Annotated in this window: 18 protein-coding genes; 16 read left to right on the top strand and 2 right to left on the bottom strand. The window is 42.2% G+C overall.

Annotated elements, in window-relative coordinates; all coding sequences use genetic code 11:
- Window positions 1-60 precede the first annotated feature (60 nt).
- From JQX68_RS18210 to JQX68_RS18150, 13 genes are all read left to right on the top strand, one after another.
- Window positions 61-384, top strand: coding sequence for a hypothetical protein (locus JQX68_RS18210; RefSeq protein WP_014665577.1), 324 nt, complete (start codon window positions 61-63; stop codon window positions 382-384).
- Between the two features lie 27 nt (window positions 385-411).
- Window positions 412-2,565: a SpoIID/LytB domain-containing protein gene (locus tag JQX68_RS18205; protein ID WP_147772599.1), complete on the top strand. Its 2,154-nt coding sequence runs from the start codon at window positions 412-414 to the stop codon at window positions 2,563-2,565.
- 88 nt (window positions 2,566-2,653) lie between these two features.
- Window positions 2,654-4,141: an N-acetylmuramoyl-L-alanine amidase gene (locus tag JQX68_RS18200; RefSeq protein ID WP_205440371.1), complete on the top strand. Its 1,488-nt coding sequence runs from the start codon at window positions 2,654-2,656 to the stop codon at window positions 4,139-4,141.
- Window positions 4,142-4,346: 205 nt separating this feature from the next.
- Complete coding sequence (gene tarQ / locus JQX68_RS18195) at window positions 4,347-6,251, top strand: (poly)ribitol-phosphate teichoic acid beta-D-glucosyltransferase TarQ (RefSeq protein ID WP_147772597.1); 1,905 nt, start codon at window positions 4,347-4,349, stop codon at window positions 6,249-6,251.
- A gap of 236 nt (window positions 6,252-6,487) precedes the next feature.
- Entirely contained in the window at window positions 6,488-7,147 is a 660-nt protein-coding gene (locus JQX68_RS18190; protein WP_003242561.1) for a sugar transferase, read from the top strand.
- Window positions 7,148-7,202: 55 nt separating this feature from the next.
- A complete protein-coding gene (gene tuaB, locus JQX68_RS18185; protein WP_147772805.1) occupies window positions 7,203-8,654 on the top strand; it encodes a teichuronic acid biosynthesis protein TuaB in 1,452 nt (483 codons plus the stop codon).
- Window positions 8,651-9,820: a teichuronic acid biosynthesis protein TuaC gene (gene tuaC / locus JQX68_RS18180; protein ID WP_040081654.1), complete on the top strand. Its 1,170-nt coding sequence runs from the start codon at window positions 8,651-8,653 to the stop codon at window positions 9,818-9,820. Before tuaB ends, tuaC begins: the two co-directional genes overlap by 4 nt.
- 61 nt (window positions 9,821-9,881) lie before the next feature.
- Complete coding sequence (gene tuaD / locus JQX68_RS18175) at window positions 9,882-11,267, top strand: UDP-glucose 6-dehydrogenase TuaD (RefSeq protein WP_082032967.1); 1,386 nt, start codon at window positions 9,882-9,884, stop codon at window positions 11,265-11,267.
- Between the two features lie 84 nt (window positions 11,268-11,351).
- A complete protein-coding gene (tuaE, locus tag JQX68_RS18170) occupies window positions 11,352-12,818 on the top strand; it encodes a teichuronic acid biosynthesis protein TuaE (protein WP_069838601.1) in 1,467 nt (488 codons plus the stop codon).
- A gap of 28 nt (window positions 12,819-12,846) precedes the next feature.
- Window positions 12,847-13,527 carry a teichuronic acid biosynthesis protein TuaF gene (gene tuaF, locus JQX68_RS18165; protein ID WP_147772596.1) on the top strand — a complete coding sequence of 227 codons (681 nt, stop codon included), beginning with the start codon at window positions 12,847-12,849 and terminating at the stop codon, window positions 13,525-13,527.
- Between the two features lie 23 nt (window positions 13,528-13,550).
- On the top strand, window positions 13,551-14,309 hold the full coding sequence (tuaG, locus tag JQX68_RS18160; protein WP_147772595.1) for a teichuronic acid biosynthesis protein TuaG: 759 nt from the start codon (window positions 13,551-13,553) through the stop codon (window positions 14,307-14,309).
- A gap of 28 nt (window positions 14,310-14,337) precedes the next feature.
- Complete coding sequence (gene tuaH, locus JQX68_RS18155) at window positions 14,338-15,531, top strand: teichuronic acid biosynthesis protein TuaH (RefSeq protein WP_147772804.1); 1,194 nt, start codon at window positions 14,338-14,340, stop codon at window positions 15,529-15,531.
- Between the two features lie 144 nt (window positions 15,532-15,675).
- Window positions 15,676-16,752 carry an MraY family glycosyltransferase gene (locus tag JQX68_RS18150; RefSeq protein ID WP_014665566.1) on the top strand — a complete coding sequence of 359 codons (1,077 nt, stop codon included), beginning with the start codon at window positions 15,676-15,678 and terminating at the stop codon, window positions 16,750-16,752.
- Window positions 16,753-16,823: 71 nt separating this feature from the next.
- On the opposite strand, the gene tagV is transcribed toward JQX68_RS18150, so the two are convergent.
- A complete protein-coding gene (gene tagV, locus JQX68_RS18145; RefSeq protein ID WP_040081662.1) occupies window positions 16,824-17,999 on the bottom strand; it encodes a polyisoprenyl-teichoic acid--peptidoglycan teichoic acid transferase TagV in 1,176 nt (391 codons plus the stop codon).
- Window positions 17,999-18,652 carry a YigZ family protein gene (locus JQX68_RS18140; RefSeq protein WP_014665564.1) on the bottom strand — a complete coding sequence of 218 codons (654 nt, stop codon included), beginning with the start codon at window positions 18,650-18,652 and terminating at the stop codon, window positions 17,999-18,001. The genes tagV and JQX68_RS18140 overlap by 1 nt, the downstream gene beginning before the upstream one ends.
- A gap of 216 nt (window positions 18,653-18,868) precedes the next feature.
- On the opposite strand from JQX68_RS18140, the gene degS reads away from it, so the two are divergent.
- The 3 genes from degS (at window position 18,869) to JQX68_RS18125 (ending at window position 21,741) form a co-directional block, all read left to right on the top strand.
- Window positions 18,869-20,026, top strand: a complete 1,158-nt coding sequence (gene degS, locus JQX68_RS18135; protein WP_003227983.1) for a two-component sensor histidine kinase DegS — start codon at window positions 18,869-18,871, stop codon at window positions 20,024-20,026.
- Window positions 20,027-20,108: 82 nt separating this feature from the next.
- Window positions 20,109-20,798, top strand: a complete 690-nt coding sequence (gene degU, locus JQX68_RS18130) for a two-component system response regulator DegU (RefSeq protein ID WP_003219701.1) — start codon at window positions 20,109-20,111, stop codon at window positions 20,796-20,798.
- Between the two features lie 97 nt (window positions 20,799-20,895).
- Complete coding sequence (locus JQX68_RS18125; protein WP_014665562.1) at window positions 20,896-21,741, top strand: DegV family protein; 846 nt, start codon at window positions 20,896-20,898, stop codon at window positions 21,739-21,741.
- The last annotated feature ends 102 nt before the right edge of the window (window positions 21,742-21,843 follow it).

Here is a 21,843-nt window from a genome sequence, read left to right as displayed (position 1 = left end):
TGAAAGAAATCTTAAAATAAGCTTAAAATTGTCGATAAAAAGTGGAGAGGTGATATAGGAATGAAAAAAATTGCTATTTTAATGTTCTCAATGCTGCTTCTTTTGTCTGCGTGCGGCACAGCTCAGAACTCATCAGGAGCAGAAACAAATTCAGACAGCCAGGATACGTCTGCAGAAGAGACTGTAACGAAGGAAGGCACTTTTGCCGGTTTGGCGGACAGCCATACGATTGCAGTTACTATTGATGATAAAGAGACTTCGATTCAGGTTGGTTCAGACCTTCAGGACAAAATGAACAGCATTTCGGAAGGGCAAAAAGTTGTTGTCAAATATACAAAAGATTCAAATGGCGCTTTAATGCTTAAGGATCTTGAGACAAAGTAATAAAAAACTCTTAGGGGGTTCCATGTTTTGAAAAAAATGAAGCTCTTGCTTCTATCATCAGTCACAGCGGCGGCTATAGCATGTCCGGCGTTTATGCAGTCTGCGAAAGCCGCTGATAAAACCATTTCGGTTAAGCTGAGTAATTATGTAGGCAGCAAATCAAGTTTGGATGTCGATATCACAGGCGGCTATGAAATTCCCGGCTCACGAATAGCGGATACGGAGCGATATGGAGGAGCCACCCGTTTCGATGTTGCCAATAATGTAGCTTCTGCCGGGTGGACAAACCCAACGACTGTGGTCATTGTGAATCGGGATGCTTTTGCAGATGCGCTCTCAGCAACACCGCTTGCTAAAAAGTACGATGCACCGATTTTATTAACAGACGCAGATTCGCTAACACCAAAAACAGAAAGCGAAATTGCAAAATTAAATCCTGACAATATTCTCATCATTGGCGGGACAATCAGTGTTTCTAAAAATGTAGAAAACACATTAAAAAAATATGGTTCTATCGATCGGATTGGCGGAGCCACCCGTTACGAGGTTTCTAAAAACATAGCCGATCGGATGGGGAATTACAGCCAGGCAGTAGTGGCCACAGGCATGGTTTTTACGGATGCCCTGTCCATCGCGCCATATGCTGCAATGAACGGTTATCCGATTTTACTTGCGGGAGACAATAACATCCGCAGTGATTACAAAATTCCAAGCAAGGTTACGATTGTCGGCGGTCCGTTGAGTGTCAGCACTGGCGTGGAAGCTACATTAAAAAAGCAGGCAACTGTGAAACGGATTGGCGGGGTGTCCCGATATGAGGTATCTGCCAATATCGTAAAAGAATTAAATATGAAAGCAACAAAGGTATTTATGTCAAATGGTCAAACATTTGCGGATGCATTGACGGGGTCTGTGCTTGCAGCAAAGCAGGGAAGCCCTTTACTGCTGGTTGAAGCAGGCAGTCTGCCGTCGCCAGTCGCTGATGTAGTGGCCTCAAAAGGAACTCAGTCATTTGCTCTGCTTGGAGGAAGCATCTCCATCAGTGATACGCTAAAGAACAAACTGGCAGATACTTTTGCAGGAACTGGCTATACAGTCAAGTTATCCGGAGGAAATCTGGTGCTTTATAAAAACAGCACTGCAATCAAGACGCTAGGAACTTCTTTCACAGCAAATTCTAAAAAATATACAACTACAAATTCTATCAGTCTGAATGGAACGCCATATCTCGGAAACATGAAATTCACAATAGAGTCAGGCAAATATATTCGTCCGATCAATGTGAATATCCCCTTTGAAGATTATTTAAAGGGTGTTGTTCCTCATGAAATGCCGGCTAGCTGGCAGAAAGAAGCGCTTAAAGCCCAAGCTGTCGCAGCGAGAACTTATTCCATCAATTCGGCCGGAAAAGAAGTACAAGACACCACTGCTTTTCAGGTATATGGAGGATATGACTGGAACTCGAAAACTTCAGAAGTCATTGAAGCTACAAAAGGAAAAGTTTTGAAATACAATGGGAATTTGATTTCAGCTACGTATTCCTCAAGCAATGGCGGCTTTACAGAAGCGAGCGGTGAGGTGTGGAGCAGCCAGCTTCCTTATTTAATCGCCAAAAAAGATACATACGACCCGCAAATCAGCTGGTCTCTGTCTTTAAATAAAACCCAGATTGATAAAAACACTCTGAATCTGAAAAGCCCTGGATCTTGGTGGAGCTCTAAAAATGAAACAAACTCAGCATATTTGAGCGGTTTGAAAAACTGGTTTATTAAAAATAAATACAGCAATGCCGAGTCTATCAAAATCACGAAAATATCCAGTGTGAAATTCAGCACGGAGAAAACTGCCGGTCAGCGGCCGGAAACAGCAAGCGTCACATTCTCATATTTCGTGAAAGAAAAATCAAATGGCTACATTCTCTCAAATGGAAGCCTCAGTGAAAAAACAGCAACAATTACTGTACCTGCAACAGAGCTGAGAACGATGCTTGGCGCTTCAAATATGAAGAGTACATACGCTTCTGTCTCAAGCAATACGAGCGCTTTTATTATTAGCGGTAAAGGATACGGACACGGCATAGGCATGAGTCAGTACGGAGCCAATGCCAGAGCAGCGGCCGGACAATCTTATACAGCGATTTTAAGTTTTTACTATCCGGGAACAACTCTATCAAGCTATTAAAAGATTGATAGAAGTCCAAGGAGGCGAGATGCCTCCTTCGTTCGTTATTTGATTTTTGAATCATTATCAATCTTTGGAGGGACTATCTTTGCGGATCTTTCTTAAAAGCATACCCATGCTGATACTAGGAGTCGTGTTATTTGTACCAAATGCGTTTGCGGCCAACTCTGTTACAAGGCTGGATGGAGCAAGCAGATATGAGGTTGCTGTGAATGTTTCAAAACAAGGCTGGAGCAGTGCTAGCACGGTTGTTTTGGCAAACGGAACAGCGTATGCAGATGTATTAACTGCTGCTCCTATGGCTTATAAATACAATGCCCCAATTTTATTGACGGAATCATCTAAACTGACTACACCGACTAAAGACAGAATCAGCCAGCTTAAACCGAGCAAGGTCATCGTCATTGGCGGGACAATCAGTGTTTCTGACAATGTAGTAAGTGACATTAAAAAATTGGGTGTTTCCAATGTGGAACGGATCGGCGGAAGAAGCCGCTACGAAGTTGCCCAAAATATTTCTAAAAAATTGTCTTCAAATTCAAAAGCGGTAATCGCAAATGGAACGGCATATGCTGACAGTCTGGCAATCGGTTCTTATGCTGCACGTAACGGCATTCCAATTTTACTGACTACTGCAAGCTCCATTCCTGCACCAACGAAAAGTGCGATGAACAGCAAAGGGACATCATCGACTATTGTGGTCGGAGGAGAAATCAGTGTCTCTAAAAATGTTTACAGCCAGCTTCCTTCACCAACAAGAATCGGCGGAAACAGCCGTTTTGAAGTGGCTGCAAACATAGCGAAAAAATATTATTCTTCATCTAAAGCCGCATTTGTCAGCAATGGCTATCAATATGCCGATGCATTAGCGGGTTCTGTTCTGGCGGCGAAGCAAAATCGGCCAATGCTATTTACTGACGCCGGTTCTCTGCCGACTGCGACAAGAACAGTCATCGGATCAAACAGCAAGAATACTTTCACTGTGCTTGGGGGAACCATTTCAGTTACCACAAATGTTGTGAACCAGCTGAAAAATGTGATTGTTGGCAAAAAGGTATTTGTGGATGCAGGACATGGTGGTTATGACAGCGGAGCGATCGGTAACGGATTAAAGGAGAAGGACATTAACCTTGCCGTTGCTAAGCTTGTAAACAGCAAACTTTCCAATGGCGGAGCAATTCCGATTATGGCCAGATCTACAGATGTTTTCTTAGAGCTTTCTGAGCGGGTTGCAAAAGCAAAAAGCAATAATGCAAATCTGTTTGTGAGCATTCACGCCAATTCAGCGAGCCCAGCAGCAACAGGTACTGAAACCTACTATTATACAAAGTATGAGTCAGAAAACAGCAAACGGCTTGCGACTGAAATTCAAAATAGGCTCTACAAGGCGCTCAATACGCAAAACCGAGGCGTGAGAATCGGGAATTTCCATGTGATCAGAGAATCAACGATGCCGAGCAGTTTAGCGGAGCTGGCATTCATATCAAATGTAAACGACGCAAGTAAGTTAAAGAGCGCTTTGTACCAAGAAAAAGCAGCTCAAGCAATATATGATGGAATTATTGGCTATTATTAATAAGGAATAAGGCGGCTTGCCGGCAGAACCTATCAGGAATTGCCGGCAAGCTTTTTTATACGATAAAATGAGAAAAATTTTAAAGCATACATGCTATGTAAAAGTTTAACAAAATTTAAGGTTCGGCCTATTCTTATTGACAGATGTTTTTGATATAATTATCTGGCAAAAATATAACCGATCCATTAGGGTAGTGAGGTAATCGATGAAAATAAGCATTGTTATCCCTGTATATAATTCAGAAGATCTTATTTCCGAATGTCTTGACAGTTTAGTTAATCAAACGATGCCAAAAGAGGATTATGAGATTATATGTGTTGATGATAAATCTACGGATTCATCTTTAGACATTTTGAATCAATATAAACAGAAATATGAAAATGTAGTTGTTATTGAAAGAACAGTAAATTCAGGCGGTCCAGGTGCCCCTCGGAATGATGCAATAAAAATTGCTAAGGGTGAATACATTCTATTTGTTGATTCCGATGACTATCTAGGCAATGAAGCATTGTTAAGATGGTACAATTTCTCAAAAGAGAATCAATCAGATATTACATTAGGAAAGTTAAAAGGGATAAACGGCCGAGGTGTTCCCAAATCAATGTTTAAGGAAACGAACCCGGATGTTGATTTGGTTGATTCCAAAATTGTTTTTACATTGGGACCTCAAAAACTGTTTAAAGCCTCACTTTTAAAAGAAAATAAAATTACCTTCCCTACTCACATAAAAGCAGCGGAAGATCAAGTCTTCACAATGAACGCTTATTTAAAAGCAAAGAAGATTTCTGTTTCAGCTGACTATGATTATTACTATCTGGTCAAAAGAGATGGTGAACATATGAGTGTTGCTTATGTTCCGCCAGAGAACTTTTATGGAGCAATGGAAGATATTGTATCTGCCATCAAGGCTAGTGATCTGGAAGAAGCAAGAAAAATTAAACTGATGGCAGTATTTTTAAACAGGCATTTCGATTTTTCACGGACAAAAAATGTCACAATAAAAATGAAGACCGATGAAGAAAGAGCTGAATGGTTTAAATATTTGTCCTCATTTATTCATGCAGTACCTGAAGAGGCTGACCAATTTGTGCTTCCGCATATCAAGTTGCGGCTGCTGTTTATTCGGAATAATGATTTGCAAGGGTTAACCCAGTATGAGCGTGAAGAACAAGACATTAAAAAGTTCTGTGTTGTAAATAACGGGGATTTAATTGCACGTTATCCGAGCTTAGAACGCTATCAAATTTCTGAAGAGTTATTAAAAGTAAATTATAAAAATAAGCTTGAACATTATCTGCAGAATATTGAATTTAGCGATCACAGCCTCAGCATTCAAGGAACCATTAAACACAAATTGTTGGATGATGAAACGAATCAAAATCAGTCTCTGACAGGAGTATTTGTTCATCGTGATACAAAGGCGGAAAAATACATTGCGCCGGCTAAGTACGAAAATTCAACATTTACATTTGAGTGCAAGTTTGATGAACTGGCATCTGCAGAAGAAGATTTAGGCGTTTGGGATTTCTTTATTGAATCGTCGATAGATGGCTACAAATTACGGGCGAGAATCGGAAACAAGCGTGCTGCGTACAAGTATTCAACAAACACGATGTATTTAGGGCATAATGCGTTGTTTGTCTTCAGTGCAAGACCATATTTCACAATGAACTACGATAATCTTTCGATTGATATAAAGAAACATGCCTATACAGAAGCGGAACTTTCATATGAAACAGAATCAAAAGACTTATCATTTATTTTTAAAGATAAGCAAATTTGTTTGCCACATCATTCAAAAATCATTGTGAATACCGGACAGTCTGAAATATCATTACCAGTAAAGCGTATTGATTTGGAGCCTCATTGCACAAAATTGACGGTAAACGTGCAGAGTTTGCTTGAACAGCTAGCTCATGTAAAGAAAGAGCGATTAATTGAATTTGCGATAAACACTTCTCAAAATAAAATCAGTGCAAAAGTGGATAACCAAGCAATTATCCTAGGCACAAAAAGTGTAGAACGAAAATCCATGTTATTCTTCAATAAAATGGTTGAAGTTCAGTACAAGCTGTTAACCTCTAAATCAAAATTTTATTTTCAATATTAAATGCTTCACAATGAAAAGAGAGACAAATCAGTAAAATGATTTGTCTCTTTTTTTATACAATATGCTTAATTTTTAAAAAAAGTGTCTAAAACAATAAAAAGTTTACGGATAAATGTCAGAAAAAATAACAAATTCACACTTCTTAACATACCATTTACATCCAATTAACATCCGTCTGCTAAACTGACTGGCATAGGTCATCATAACATCCCAAACAAATCGTGAGGTGTGTGTCAGTGAGTGCAGAGAAAAGCATGAATGTGAGTCGTGAATTCTCAGTTCAGCAAATACATTCTTTTACATTATCTGAAAAGACGGCTCGTTATTTGGCTATAAAGCGCGTAATGGATATTTGGTTTGCGCTCATTGGGTTGGCGATTGCGCTGCCAATGATTGCGGTATTTTCAATATTGATTTGTTTGGAGACGCCGGGGCCTGCCATTTATACGCAGGAACGCGTAGGGAAAGGCGGAAAACCATTTAAGCTTTATAAGCTTCGTTCCATGAAAATAGATGCCGAGAAGTCTGGTGCGGTTTGGGCGCAGAAGCAAGATCCGCGGGTGACAAGGATCGGAGCTTTTATCAGAAGAACGAGAATTGACGAGCTTCCTCAGCTGTTTAATGTGCTGAAAGGCGATATGAGTATGATTGGCCCTCGTCCGGAACGTCCCGTTTTTACGGAAAAATTCCAGAATGAGATTCCGGGCTTTACGCAGCGTCTGGCTGTTAAACCGGGATTGAGCGGCTGGGCTCAGGTGAACGGCGGTTACGATATGACGCCGAAGGAAAAGCTGATATTTGATTTATATTACATTCGCAACCTGACTTTCACTTTAGAATTAAAAATTATGTTAAAAACTTGTAAAGTAGTCTGGACAGGTGATGGTGCAAGATAAAATGGAATGCCGGTATTCACCATCAATCTGAGCTTAAAAAGAAGTAGGGAATATGATGCCAAGTATTACAAAACAAATTATGAGCGGCGCAAAGTGGACAAGTATTTCAACTATGTGTATTACAATCATACAAATTGTTCAGTTTGCCCTGCTTGGAAATATGATGACCTTAACAGAATTTGGGCTCGTCGGCATGATCACAACGGTTACAGTTTTCGCCCAGATTGTGCTTGATATGGGTTTTGGCGCAGCGTTAATTCAGAGAGACGACGCGACGGAGCGTCAGCTGTCCACATTGTATTGGCTTAACATTATGACGGGCGTTTTGCTGTTTGTTCTTTTATATGTGAGCAGTCCTGTCATTGCGGGATTTTATCAAAGAGAAGAGCTGGTGTTTCTAGTTCGGATTCTGGCGATTATGTTTTTGATCGCGCCGATTGGACAGCAGTACCAGTATATACTGCAAAAGCAGCTGCATTTTAATACGTTAAGCAAAATAGAGATTTTTTCAAATGTATTGTCATTCGGATATTTAGCGATTGCGGTTTTTATGATGGATGCGATTTTGGCGTACGTCATTTCTCAGGTCCTGCTCCAGTCCAGTAAAGGGATTTTATATTGGGCCGTATACCGGAAAAAGTGGCATCCTGCTTTTGTTTTTGATTTGAGAGGCATGAAGGAGTTCTTTTCTTTTGGAGCCTTTCAGCTTTCATCCCGTCTTGTGAACAGGCTGGGAGCTAATATCGATATGATTTTGATCGGCCGGTTTATTGGTGCTGAAGCATTGGGGATTTATAACCTCGCCTATCAGATAGTCACCATTCCGGTTTTGAAGATCAATCCGATTGTCACACGGGTGGCATTCCCTGTTTTCGCAAAAAACAAATATGAAAACAGCGTGATCAGAGAAGGCTTTCTGAATATGACAAAAATGCTGGCGCTTGTTTCGTTTCCGCTGTTAATCGGGCTCGTATCTGTGTCCGACGCTTTTATCACAGCGGTTTTCGGAGAAAAATGGCTTGCTGCTGTTCCGATCCTAAATGTTCTGGCGATTGTCGGAATACTAAGAGTGCTTATGAATCCAAATGGATCTGTGCTGCTGGCTAAAGGAAGAGCTGACTTAGCGTTTTATTGGGATTCCGGCGTGCTGCTGCTGTACGGCTTATCACTGTTTGCAGCTGTACAGACGGGAAGCCTGCTGACAGTCGCATGGGTGTATGCCATTATCAGCGTTGTTAATTTCCTGATCGGGCGCTGGCTTTTGGCATATGTCATCAAGCTTAACCTTTCAGCTTATTTCCAGTCGATTATGAAGCCGTTTCTGATTACTGCGGCGATGGGCATCATCGCGTTTGGTGTAAGCCTGAGTACGGAACACTTCAGTATGCAGGCAGAAATGCGGCTGGCCATTTCAGTTGCGGCCGGGGCGCTGTGCTATCTCTTTCTTTTGGTAAAAGCGTACCCTCAAATGAAAAGCAAACTACTAAGAAAAGGACGTTTGTCATGAAGATTTTGTGGATCACAAGCGTATATCCGAGCAGTCTGAAACCTGGTGAAGGTGTGTTCCATGAGACACAGGTGCAAGAGCTGCAGAAACTCGGGCTTGATATCACTGTGATATGCCCAAGGCCTTTTCATTCAGCACCTGTCCGTATGCTGAAAAAGACATATCGTAAAAAGGATGCCAGACCGGAGTATGAGATTAGGAAGGGGATACCGGTTTACCGGCCTTTCTACCGGGCAGTTCCCGGCCAGCTGAAGTGGGCGCAGCCTCACCGGAGAATTGCATCAGCGGTTATAAAAACCATGAAACAACGCGACCTAAATCCGGATCTGATCCATGCGCATTTTGCCATGCCATCGGGCGGGGCTGCGGCAGTCGTGTCAGAGTCAATGCGAATTCCTTATGTCCTGACCTTGCATGGCAGTGATGTGAATGTCTATCCGCATTACAGCAAAGGAGCGTTTAAAGCCTTCAAGCGTGCCGTAGGTTCAGCGTCAGCCGTTTTAGCAGTCAGCCACAAACTTCAGGAAGAAGCCAAAAAGCTTTCGGGCTTTGACAGCTCGGTTTTGCCGATCGGCATACAGCTCAGCCGCTTTCAGGAAAATGAGCAGACGAAAGAAGAACTCAGAAAAAAACTCGGGCTGCCACTCGATCAGCGTCTGGCTGTCTATGTCGGCCGGCTGGTCAGGGAGAAAGGCATTTTTGAACTGTCCGAAGCCATCGAATCCCTGCAGGACCCTCCTCAGGCAGTCTTTGTTGGGGATGGTCCCGCAAAATTGATGCTGACGCAGAAGGGGCATATCGTCACAGGCCAAGTCCCAAATCATCAGGTAAGAGACTATTTGCTTGCGGCAGACCTATTCGTGCTTCCTTCTTACAGTGAGGGAATGCCGACTGTTGTAATTGAGGCGCTGGCGTTAAGGATTCCTGTCATCTGTACAGATGTTGGCGGAGTGGCATCTTTATTCGGAAAGCACCAGCATCTGCTGATTAAGCCAAAATCCGCTCAAGCCTTGGCGGAAGCGATCACTCGGTACGAACATGAGCAAGTATGGAAGCCGGAAGTGGCAGATGATTTGTATGAAACTGTGCAGGCTCAATTTGACGCAGGAAAAAATGCCAAGGCCTTGCATCATCAGTATCAGACGGTCATGAAAACGTCCGTTTAATCGTCAGAAACTGCGACCAATATAAATAGGAAGATCATTTTACAGGAGAGGGATGAGCGCTGTGAAAAAAATAGCTGTGATTGGAACAGGTTATGTGGGACTCGTGTCAGGCACTTGCTTTGCGGAAATCGGCAATAAAGTTGTTTGCTGTGATATCGACGAATCAAAAATCAGAAGTCTGAAAAATGGAGTAATCCCAATCTATGAACCAGGGCTTGCAGACTTAGTTGAAAAAAATGTGCTGGGTCAGCGCCTGACCTTTACGAACGATATCCCGTCCGCCATTCGAGCCTCAGATATTATATATATTGCAGTCGGAACGCCTATGTCAAAAACAGGTGAAGCTGATTTAACGTACGTAAAAGCGGCGGCGAAAACAATCGGTGAGCATCTTAACGGCTACAAAGTGATCGTAAATAAAAGCACAGTCCCGGTCGGAACAGGGAAACTGGTGCAATCTATCGTTCAAAAAGCCTCAAGGGGAAGATACTCTTTTGATGTTGTATCTAACCCTGAATTTCTTCGGGAGGGATCAGCAATTCATGACACGATGAATATGGAGCGTGCCGTGATTGGTTCAACAAGTCATAAAGCCGCTGCCATCATTGAGGATCTGCATCAGCCATTCCATGCTCCTGTCATTAAAACAAATCTAGAAAGTGCAGAAATGATTAAATACGCTGCGAACGCATTTCTGGCAACAAAGATTTCCTTTATCAACGATATTGCAAACATCTGTGAGCGAGTCGGCGCAGACGTTTCAAAGGTTGCTGATGGCGTTGGGCTTGACAGCCGGATCGGCAGAAAGTTCCTTAAAGCTGGTATTGGGTTTGGCGGTTCATGCTTCCCTAAGGATACAACTGCGCTGCTGCAAATCGCAAAATCGGCCGGCTATCCATTCAAGCTCATTGAAGCTGTCATTGAAACGAACGAAAAGCAGCGTGTTCATATTGTAGATAAACTTTTGACTGTTATGGGAAGCATCAAGGGAAGAACCATTTCAGTCCTTGGATTGGCCTTCAAACCGAATACGAACGATGTGAGATCTGCTCCAGCGCTTGATATTATCCCGATGCTGCAGCAGCTGGGCGCCCATGTAAAAGCATACGATCCGATTGCCATTCCTGAAGCTTCAGCAATCCTTGGCGAACAGGTCGAGTATTACACAGATGTGTATGCTGCGATTGAGCAGACAGATGCATGTCTCATCTTAACAGACTGGCCGGAAGTAAAAGAAATGGAGCTTGTGAAAGTGAAAACCCTCTTAAAACAGCCCATCATCATCGACGGCAGAAATTTATTTTCACTTGAAGAGATGCAGGCAGCCGGATACATTTACCACTCTATCGGCCGTCCCGCTGTTCGAGGAACGGAACCCTCTGACAAGTATTTTCCGGGTTTGCCGCTTGAGGAATTGGCTAAAGACTTTGGGAGCGTCAATTTATAAAAAGAAAAAGTATTACTTGGCTGAAGCTGCCGGCTGCTAGGCTCGGCCGCCGGCTCCTGAAACATCAGGAAAGGGGTTAAACATGTGAGTATCAAACGATCAGCGGTCCATACGCTAGCGTTACTGGCCGCTGCTATATTAGGAGTCGTTCTATTAGTGGGAGCTATCCATAAAGATATAGGTTTCGTGCAGATGGCCGCTGTGCTTGCGGTGTTGGCAATTGGTCTGTTCGCGCTGGCGCTTGCAACCGCATTTACAACAAAAGAACGGCTCTTTATGGCTGTAATCTATATTTTGATCGCCTGCACTTTTTTAAATAATGCATTTTTCGCCATTCATCTTGGATTTTTCAGTTTGTTCCTTTACAGGCTTCTACTCATTGCCGCCGGGTGCCTTCACATTATTGGCATGGTTCGGAATCGTACCCATATCGAAAGATGGAATGGGCTGCAAGTGAAAGGGATATTGCTCTTTTTCGCCTTTTGGTTTATATACGGCCTTGTTTCTCTGCTGTGGGCCAAATCGGTAACAGCCGGACTCAAATATTTGGCCTTATTGGCAATGGGCATTTTCTTCATTTATCTCATTGTCATGTACGTGCAAAAAATCGAGCGGCTGATGATTGTTTATGCCATTTGGCTGGTGATGACAGTATTTCTGATGATCATTGGTTTTTACAATCATATCACCCACCATCATCTTGCGAGTTCCACATTATACAGCGGACCGGAGTATAAGCAGCATTATCCGACATCAGTCTTTTTTAATCAAAATGACTTTGCGACCTTTTTATCGATCAGCTTCTTTTTTTACATCACGATGATGAAAAACAGTAAGAATGGATACATCAAGGCGATTGGCCTTGTGCTCTCGCTCTGTGCGTTGTATTTAATTTTTGCTACTGGTTCAAGAGCCAGTCTTCTGGGGATTTTTGCAGGTGTTGCAGTTTACATTTTCATTGTTTTGCCGCCTATTTTAAAGAAAATGGCCATCTGGCTGTCGGTGGCGGGAATTGCTCTTTTCGCAGTTCTTTTCGCCAGCAAAATGTATTCGAAGTTTTGGGAGCTGTTTCTGGCCCCGCAGACGCTGCATTCATTTCATGACAGGCTTCCATCAAATGTGGCCCGGGCCAATCTGCTGAAAAACGCTTGGCATTTCTTCCTGGATTCATACGGATTCGGAGTCGGGGCAGGAAATGTATCCTATTATCTTGAGCATTATGCTTTATATGATACGGACAATGTGGCAGAGGTGCATAACTGGCTCGTTGAAATCCTTGCTAATTTTGGCTTGTTCATCATGCTGGGATATCTGTCCATTTATGCCTACCTTATATGGGTGCTTTACAAGTTTTATGAAAGAAAATTAGAAAATCAGTCAAAACTGATCACAGAAGGGCTTATTACCGCTATGGTCAGTTTCCTGGTATCAAGTATCAGCCCAAGCTCTGTTTCAAATTTATTTTTCCATTGGGTGTTTATGGCGCTCGTCATCGCCGCCGTGAATGTGTTAAGGCGGTCCAGACAAATGCCTGAGCCGATGTACAGATAAACAGACTACAAAAAGCAGGGAGACTTATATGAACGATATATTGATAAGAATAGCCCGTCGCATAAAAAAAAATATCATTTGGATCATAGCGGTGCCAATTATATTAGGTGCGGCGGGGTATATCCTGCCGTCACAAATCGCTGGTCAAAAGAGCTATACAGCTGAAGATACTTTGGCTGTGGGGAGCTATGATCATCCGGTTTATAACAGCACAGAAGAGATTCCGCTTTTGTTAAAGAGCGATTCTTTTTTGAAGGAGGCGCTTCCTGTTGAAAAGGATGAAGATATAGCAGAAATCAAAGAGAAGCTTACAATCAAAACAGAATCTAAATCGTTACTGACTTTAAGCTATAGCGACGAGGATAAGGATCGAACGGAATCTGTCCTAAACGCCATTTCCTCCACCTTTCTCAAAAACGATCAAAAGCTGTATGCAGAAAGAGAAGCCGTCGTCCGCAGCAGCATCGATGCGCTTGAAGGCGAGAAGGTGAGCGAGGATTCCAAAGTGGATAAAGAGAGATTTTTGTATGAACTTAAAAATACTCAGCTTAATCTGAAAGCGGCCAGTGTTACAGATTCTGAAACCGTGAGTGAGACAGCAGGCGGCGGAATGTCTCCGAAAAAGAAAGCAGTTCTCGGCGTTATGATTGGCCTTACGATTGCCTTTATGTTCGTTGTCATTCCTGAATTTTTCAGAGAATCCTTTTAAAATCATACGATGGAGATGTGATCATGACCAATTGGAAACCTCTCGTATCTGTCATTACACCTTCCTATAATGCGCGTGACTATATTGAAGACACGGTTCATTCGGTTTTAGATCAGAGCCATCCTCATTGGGAAATGATTATCGTGGATGATTGCTCAACGGATGGGACCCGCGACATTTTACAGCAGTATGAAAAAATAGACGAAAGAATTCACGTGGTGTATCTGGAGGAGAACTGCGGAGCTGCGGTTGCTCGCAACAAAGCGTTGGAACGCGCTCAAGGGCGCTATGTAGCATTTTTGGACAGTGATGACAAATGGAAAAAAGACAAACTGGAAAAGCAGCTTGCGTTTATGATGGAGCGCTCCTGTGCGTTTTCTTTCACAGGCTACAGGTTAATGGAGCAGGACGGAACCCCGCTCGATAAATTCATTCATGCGCCGGAGAGCCTGACGTACGATGACGCTCTGAAAAATACAATTATCGGCTGCTTGACGGTGATGATTGACAGAGAGCAAACGGGACAGATCCAAATGCCGAATATCAGAACGAGACAGGACTTAGCCACATGGCTGTCTCTTTTAAAAAAAGGATTTACTGCCTATGGAATGAATGAATGCCTTGCAGAATATCGGCTTGTCGACAACTCAATATCCAGCAACAAATGGAAGGCTGCGAAAAAAACGTGGTTTGTCTACAGGGAAATCGAACGGCTTCACTTCATGAAAGCGACATGGTGTTTTGTTCAATATGCGAAAAACGCGGTGAAAAAAAGATTATAGCCGCAAACAGAGAGAAAAGGTGATGAAGGTGGAAACAAAAGAAGCAATCATTCATGTCATCGTTGCCACTGCTGAATGGGGAAAAGACCAATTGAGATACAGAAGGCACCGGCTGGCAGAATTTTTAGCTGCTCAAGAGGAAACGAAAGAAGTCATTTGGGTATGTCCGGCTCCGCGTGCCCAGGGGAAAGAATTTCAAGAAGTCCATTCTGGCATCAGGCAATTCGCTGTCAAAGACCTACTGCAGAAAAAAATGTTTCGTTTTGGACGATATACAGATGTTTTTTATAGGCATAAGCTCTCGCCTTTACTCGATGAGCTTGCAGCTGCTTCTTCAAACGGTGAACGCTGCTGTTTATGGTACACGTTTCCGGGATTCCCGCTGCTGTCTTCGCTGTTTTCTTGGGATCAGGTCATTTATGATTGCAGTGACCTATGGGCTGCGCCGATCAGCGGGCGTTCAAATCTGCTGTCTGAATTTCGGCGAAAAGTCATAAAATCGGCAGAGCTGAGAATTATACAACGAGCAGATTCAATTACCTGTTCATCGGATTATCTTCATAAGGAAGTAGGCAAAAAACTGACTGCGGGACGAGAAAAGGTTCATACTGTGGAAAACGGTGTGGAGTTTGAGCTGTTTTCTGCACATAAACAAGCTCCCGATCGCAGTATACTGCAGGGGAGAGAAGGAACGGTGTTAGGTTTTATTGGCGGGATTAAACCGAAGCTCGATTTTAAAATGATTGAAGCCGCCGCCCTGCAAAAGCCTGATTGGACATTTTTATGGGTTGGCCCGGATGCCACCAATGGTGACGTTTCGTTTCAAGAGCTGCTGAGACTTCCCAATGTTATATGGACCGGTCCGGCAGATCCAAAAGAAGTGCCTCATTTTATGGAGCTTATCGACATTGGCATCATGCCATATAAACAATCACCGTATAACCAAGCTGTGTTTCCGCTGAAACTATTTGAATTTTTAGCGGCAGGAAAACCTGTTGTAGGCACTAATCTTCCGTCAACCTCAAAAATGCAAAAGCCTTATGTATACGAATATGTAGAGGGCGATCATCCGATTGATTTTATAGCCGCTTGTGAAAAAGTTCTCGGACAAAACGGAGACGAGACCTATAAAGAAATGCGCCGAAACATCGCCCGCACCCAAGATTGGGATTGCTTATTTAGACAAATTATGAAATATACAGGGATTCAAAAACATGCGTAGTCCTATAAATTGGGATGCGCGTTTTTTGATTATACGTGTTTCTTTTTGATGAAGCTTGTTATAATAACTAAGGAGAAGGTATAATGGAAGGAACGGTTCTCTATATAAATAAAGACTTTATTTAATTCCAAAGGAGACTTCTTTATGCTTGACGAACGCATGATTCGCATTGTTGTTGCGTTTATTGTCTCGCTGCTGACAGTTTTAATCATAACCCCAATCGTAAAAAGGATTGCGATTAAAATAGGTGCAGTTGACCAGCCCAGCAATCGAAAAGTACATGACAAAATCATGCCCCGGATGGGCGGGCTGGCCATATTTATCGGGGTGGTTGCAGGTGTGCTTGCATCCGGTATATACACTGAAACAAGGATGACGGCTATTACAGTCGGAGCATTCATCATAATTGTGTTAGGTATTCTTGATGATAAATATCAATTAAGTGCAAAAGTTAAGTTTTTGATTCAATTAGGTGTAGCCATTATGATTGTAAGCACTGGCTTAAAAATGGACTTTTTCTCAGTACCTTTTTTAACAGAACGATTTGAATTAGGATGGATGGCTTATCCGCTGACCGTATTATGGATTGTCGGCATCACGAACGCAATTAACCTGATTGACGGATTGGATGGCCTTGCTGCCGGTCTTTCTGTTATTGGCCTGTCAACGATCGCTGTCATGGCGCTATCCGGCGGAAAAGTGCTCATTCTGTCACTCTCATTAGTTGTTATTGCCAGCACGCTTGGATTTTTGTTTTACAACTTTCATCCGGCAAAAATCTTTATGGGAGATACGGGCTCACTTTTTTTAGGGTATAGTATTTCGATTCTTTCATTATTAGGCTTGTATAAAAGTGTCACATTGTTCAGTATCGTTATCCCGATTATTATATTAGGCGTACCGATTTTTGATACAACATTTGCTATTATCAGGAGAATCTTAAACAAACAGCCGATTTCAGCGCCTGATAAGTCACATATCCATCATAGACTGATGGCCTTTGGCCTTTCACATCGGATGTCGGTCTTAGTTATTTATATGATTGGATTTATTTTCAGTATCAGTGCGATTGTGCTTAAAACTGCCACAATTTGGCTCTCTTTGTTTATTATCTTCATTTTAATCATTTTTATGCAAATCATAGCAGAAGTGACAGGACTCGTGAATGAAAAATTTAAACCGTTTACGAAATTTTATAAACGGCTGGTGAAAAGGAATTAAAAACTCCGGCTTATGTGCCGGAGTTTTTTTCTGCGCAAAAATGCCCGATCCTCTAAAGGACCGGGCATTTTTTAATAGGATGAACCAGTTGTTGAATTCGTTGTACCGTTTGAGCTTGTGCTGCTGTCATTCGAATAGCTGCTTCCGCTCGTCGTGCCGTCAGTTGTTGTGCCATTGCTGTCAGAACCGCTTGAACTGTCAGTCCCATCTGTTGAACTTCCGGTACCGGAAGTGCCAGTGCTGCTTGTATCTGGAGTATAATCTAAATGCTCTTGAAGCGTTTTTCTGACTTTCTCGAGATTTGTAGCATCAGGTTCAAAGTAATACGTGTTGTTAGGACCTAAATACAAATCAGACCCTGTAATGCTCAACGTGTCGATTTTTTTGCTGGTAAAGCCGCTGTAAATCTGCTGAAGCGCTAAACCTTCAGTAATACGAATATTGGTTTCAACGTTTTCGCTGGCTTTCTCTGCGATTTTATCTATTTTAGCAATGTTGCTTGCACTTGACATTTGGTCAATCAGCGCGTTTAAGATTTGTTTCTGTCTGTCATTACGGCCGAAGTCTCCGCGTTTATCCTGTTTTCTCATTCGGGCATACGCCAAGGCTTGTTCGCCGTTTAAATGCATCTCGCCTTTTTTGAAGTAAATCCGTTTGCTTTCGTTTACGTCACTTTTTTCATCGAAATCGAAAGGCACGTCTACATCAATACCGCCGACTTCATTTATCACATCTTTAAATCCGTCAAAATCAACTGTGACATATTTATCGATCGGGATTTGCAAGAAGTTTTCAACAGTTTCAACTGTCTCATCTTTACCGCCTTTGCTGTAAGCGGCATTGATCTTTGTTTTGCTTCCGGTTGTGTCACCGGCTAATTGCACACGTGTATCACGCGGAATACTCAGCATTTTCATGGTTTTATTTTTAGGATCCAGGGTAACTACAATAAGAGAGTCTGATCTCCCTTTTTGTCCTTTAGTCGCGTAATCCTCTATTCCCATAAATAAAATAGAAAACGGTTTTTTCTTCATGTCTACAACTTCGCTGCGAAGATTTGATTTATTCCCGCGAGATAGGGCATCGTACGAATCATCGGCAGCGTTAATGGTTTTATAAAGTTTATATCCGCCAAGCCCTACAACTACTAATAATGCGAGGACGAACAATAACATTATTCTTTTTATAATTTTCCTGCGTTTGCTCTTTTTCTTTTTTCGCACCCGCACTCTAACGCGTTCAGCCATTATTCAGTCTCCTTTATGTGATTGACGGCTTTTTCAAGATACGTCAACTCTCCCTCTTTAATATCACTCTTTCCATTTGTCAGTTCTGTCATCCATTCAGAAAAAGCATTTGTTTCCTTTTCTTCCACGTATGTTTCGAATTCAACATTTTCTGAATAATGGATTTCCTTTAACAGAAATTGTGACTCCCTTAATTCATTTTCAATCTTGCCAAGCCATGTGTAATCTGCGGAAGTATGCATGATTCGCATAAGCTTCCGTTCTACCACACCTATATGATTTAATCCTTCAGACACTGATTTCCCATAAGCGCGAATTAATCCGCCAGCCCCAAGCTTAATACCTCCGAAGTATCGTGTAACGACGGCGCAAGTATCCTTAAGTCCGCGTTTTTTTAATACCTCAAGCATCGGCACTCCCGCTGTACCGCTTGGTTCTCCGTCATCATTGGCTTTTTGGATATGATCATTCTCGCCGATAACGTAAGCTGAGCAATTATGAGTCGCATTCCAGTGCTGTTTTTTTATTTTCTGTATAAATTCCTGTGCCTCTTGTTCGGTAGAAACACGGCTTAAATGACAGATAAAACGCGATTTTTCTATAACAATCTCGTGTTCTCCTGCTTCTTTCACAGTAAAATAGCTGTGCAGCATGCTAGCTGACCCTCCTGCTAAGCATAAAAGACTGCCTATACAAATTCGTACAGTCTTTAGAATTTTTGTGCGTATTTTGGTATCATAAAGAGTAGATAGTATATAAAAATGTTTTTTTCTAGAATATACGCATTCTTTCATTATAATTCGACATAATTTGCAGATCAATTACATTTATAATAAAAATATATGACAACGCCGTGACGGAGGGAAATTATGAATAAAACAAAGATGGATTCCAAAGTGTTGGATTCTATTTTGATGAAGATGCTGAAAACCGTTGACGGGAGCAAGGACGAGGTTTTTCAAATCGGGGAGCAGTCACGCCAGCAGTATGAACAGCTGGTTGAAGAACTGAAACAAATTAAGCAGCAGGTGTATGAAGTGATTGAGCTTGGCGATAAACTTGAAGTGCAAACCCGCCATGCGAGAAACCGTTTATCCGAGGTCAGCCGTAATTTTCATAGATTCAGTGAAGAGGAAATCCGCAATGCTTATGAAAAAGCCCATAAGCTGCAGGTAGAATTGACGATGATCCAGCAGCGTGAGAAGCAATTGCGCGAACGGCGGGATGATTTGGAGCGCAGATTGCTAGGGCTTCAGGAAATCATTGAGCGGTCAGAATCATTAGTAAGCCAAATTACAGTTGTGCTTAATTACTTGAACCAGGATCTGCGCGAAGTCGGACTGCTTCTTGCAGATGCTCAGGCAAAACAGGATTTCGGCTTAAGAATTATTGAGGCGCAGGAAGAAGAGCGAAAAAGAGTTTCAAGAGAAATCCATGACGGACCCGCTCAAATGCTGGCGAATGTTATGATGAGATCGGAATTAATCGAGCGGATTTTCCGTGACCGGGGTGCAGAGGACGGATTCCAAGAAATTAAAAATCTCCGTCAAAATGTTCGGAATGCCCTTTACGAAGTGAGAAGGATTATATATGATTTAAGACCGATGGCCCTTGATGACCTAGGCCTGATTCCAACTTTAAGAAAATATCTATATACAACCGAAGAATATAACGGGAAGGTCAAAATACATTTTCAGTGTATTGGAGAAACAGAGGATCAGCGGCTTGCGCCTCAGTTTGAAGTTGCGCTCTTCAGGCTCGCACAGGAAGCTGTGTCTAATGCGCTAAAGCATTCTGAATCTGAAGAAATTACAGTCAAAGTTGAAATCACAAAGGATTTTGTGATTTTAATGATAAAAGATAACGGTAAAGGGTTCGACCTGAAGGAAGCGAAAGAGAAGAAAAACAAATCATTCGGCTTGCTGGGCATGAAAGAAAGAGTAGATTTATTGGAAGGAACGATGACAATAGATTCGAAAATAGGTCTTGGGACATTTATTATGATTAAGGTTCCGTTATCTCTTTGACTATGATTTGTAAAATAGAGCCAAAAGGCATATTGACCGAATGCTAGAGTATATAGAACAATAATACAAGGAGGCGTGGCTTGTGACTAAAGTAAACATTGTTATTATCGACGACCATCAGTTATTTCGTGAAGGTGTTAAACGGATATTGGATTTTGAACCTACCTTTGAAGTGGTAGCCGAAGGTGATGACGGAGACGAAGCGGCTCGTATTGTTGAGCACTATCATCCTGATGTTGTGATCATGGATATCAATATGCCAAACGTAAATGGTGTGGAAGCTACAAAACAGCTTGTTGAGCTGTATCCTGAATCTAAAGTAATTATTCTATCAATTCACGATGACGAAAATTATGTAACACATGCCCTGAAAACAGGTGCTAGAGGTTATCTGCTGAAAGAGATGGATGCTGATACATTAATTGAAGCGGTTAAAGTAGTTGCCGAGGGCGGCTCTTACCTTCATCCGAAGGTTACGCATAACCTCGTTAACGAATTCCGCCGTCTTGCAACAAGCGGAGTTTCTGCACATCCTCAACACGAGGTTTACCCTGAAATCCGCAGACCATTACATATTCTAACTAGGCGGGAATGTGAAGTGCTGCAGATGCTTGCAGACGGAAAAAGCAACCGCGGAATTGGTGAATCATTGTTTATCAGTGAGAAAACCGTTAAAAACCATGTGAGCAATATTTTACAAAAAATGAATGTGAACGACCGGACGCAAGCCGTTGTGGTCGCCATTAAAAATGGCTGGGTAGAAATGAGATAGTATATTAGGAGACTTGCCTTTTTCTAGGCAGGTCTTTTTTTAGGCTGCCGTTTCCCTTACAATAGAGTTATAAAGCAATAAGGCAGGTATCGAAGCTATGAATATTGCAGTCGTAACAGACAGCACGGCATATATTCCGAAAGAAATGCGTGAACAACATCAGATACATATGATCCCTCTCCAGGTTGTTTTTGGGGAGGAGACTTACCGTGAAGAAATTGAGTTGGACTGGAAAAGCTTTTACGAAGAAGTAAAAAAACATAATGAGCTCCCGACGACTTCTCAGCCGCCAATCGGCGAGCTGATTGCGTTGTATGAAGAGCTTGGCAAATCTTATGATGCGGTCATCAGTATCCATCTTTCCAGCGGGATCAGCGGAACATTCAGCAGTGCGGCAACGGCTGATTCAATGGTCGACAATATTGATGTGTATCCATTTGATTCAGAGATAAGCTGTTTAGCCCAAGGCTTTTATGCTCTTAAAGCCGCTGAATTAATTAAAAACGGAGCATCATCGCCGGAAGATATTATAAAAGAACTGGAAGAAATGAAAAAAACAGTTCGAGCATATTTTATGGTAGACGACTTAGCTCATCTTCAGCGCGGCGGGCGATTAAGCAGCGCCCAAGCCTTCATTGGTAGTCTTCTAAAGGTAAAGCCTATCCTTCATTTTGACAATAAGGTAATTGTGCCTTTTGAGAAGATTCGCACACGTAAAAAAGCAATTTCGCGAATTTATGAGCTTTTAGACGAAGATGCGAGCAAAGGGTTGCCTATGCGCGCTGCTGTTATCCATGCTAATCGCGAGGAAGAAGCAGCGAAAATCATTGAAGAGCTTTCTGTAAAATATCCTCATGTTGAATTTTATAACAGCTATTTTGGCGCGGTAATCGGCACTCATTTGGGTGAAGGTGCGCTAGGAATTTGCTGGTGTTTTAAATAAGGCCAAATCTCCGTTTTAGCAACGGAGATTTTTTTATATTTCTATTTTGATTGTTCGACAGAAACTATTCATTCAGGCATACTGTCTCGAAAGGAGGCGGTG

Origin of the sequence: Bacillus sp. LJBS06, from assembly GCF_016924995.1 — a bacterium.
Taxonomy (GTDB): Bacteria; Bacillota; Bacilli; order Bacillales; family Bacillaceae; genus Bacillus; species Bacillus stercoris.
The sequence above is the reverse complement of the archived record's forward strand: the minus strand, read 5'-3'. Positions and strand labels throughout refer to the sequence as shown.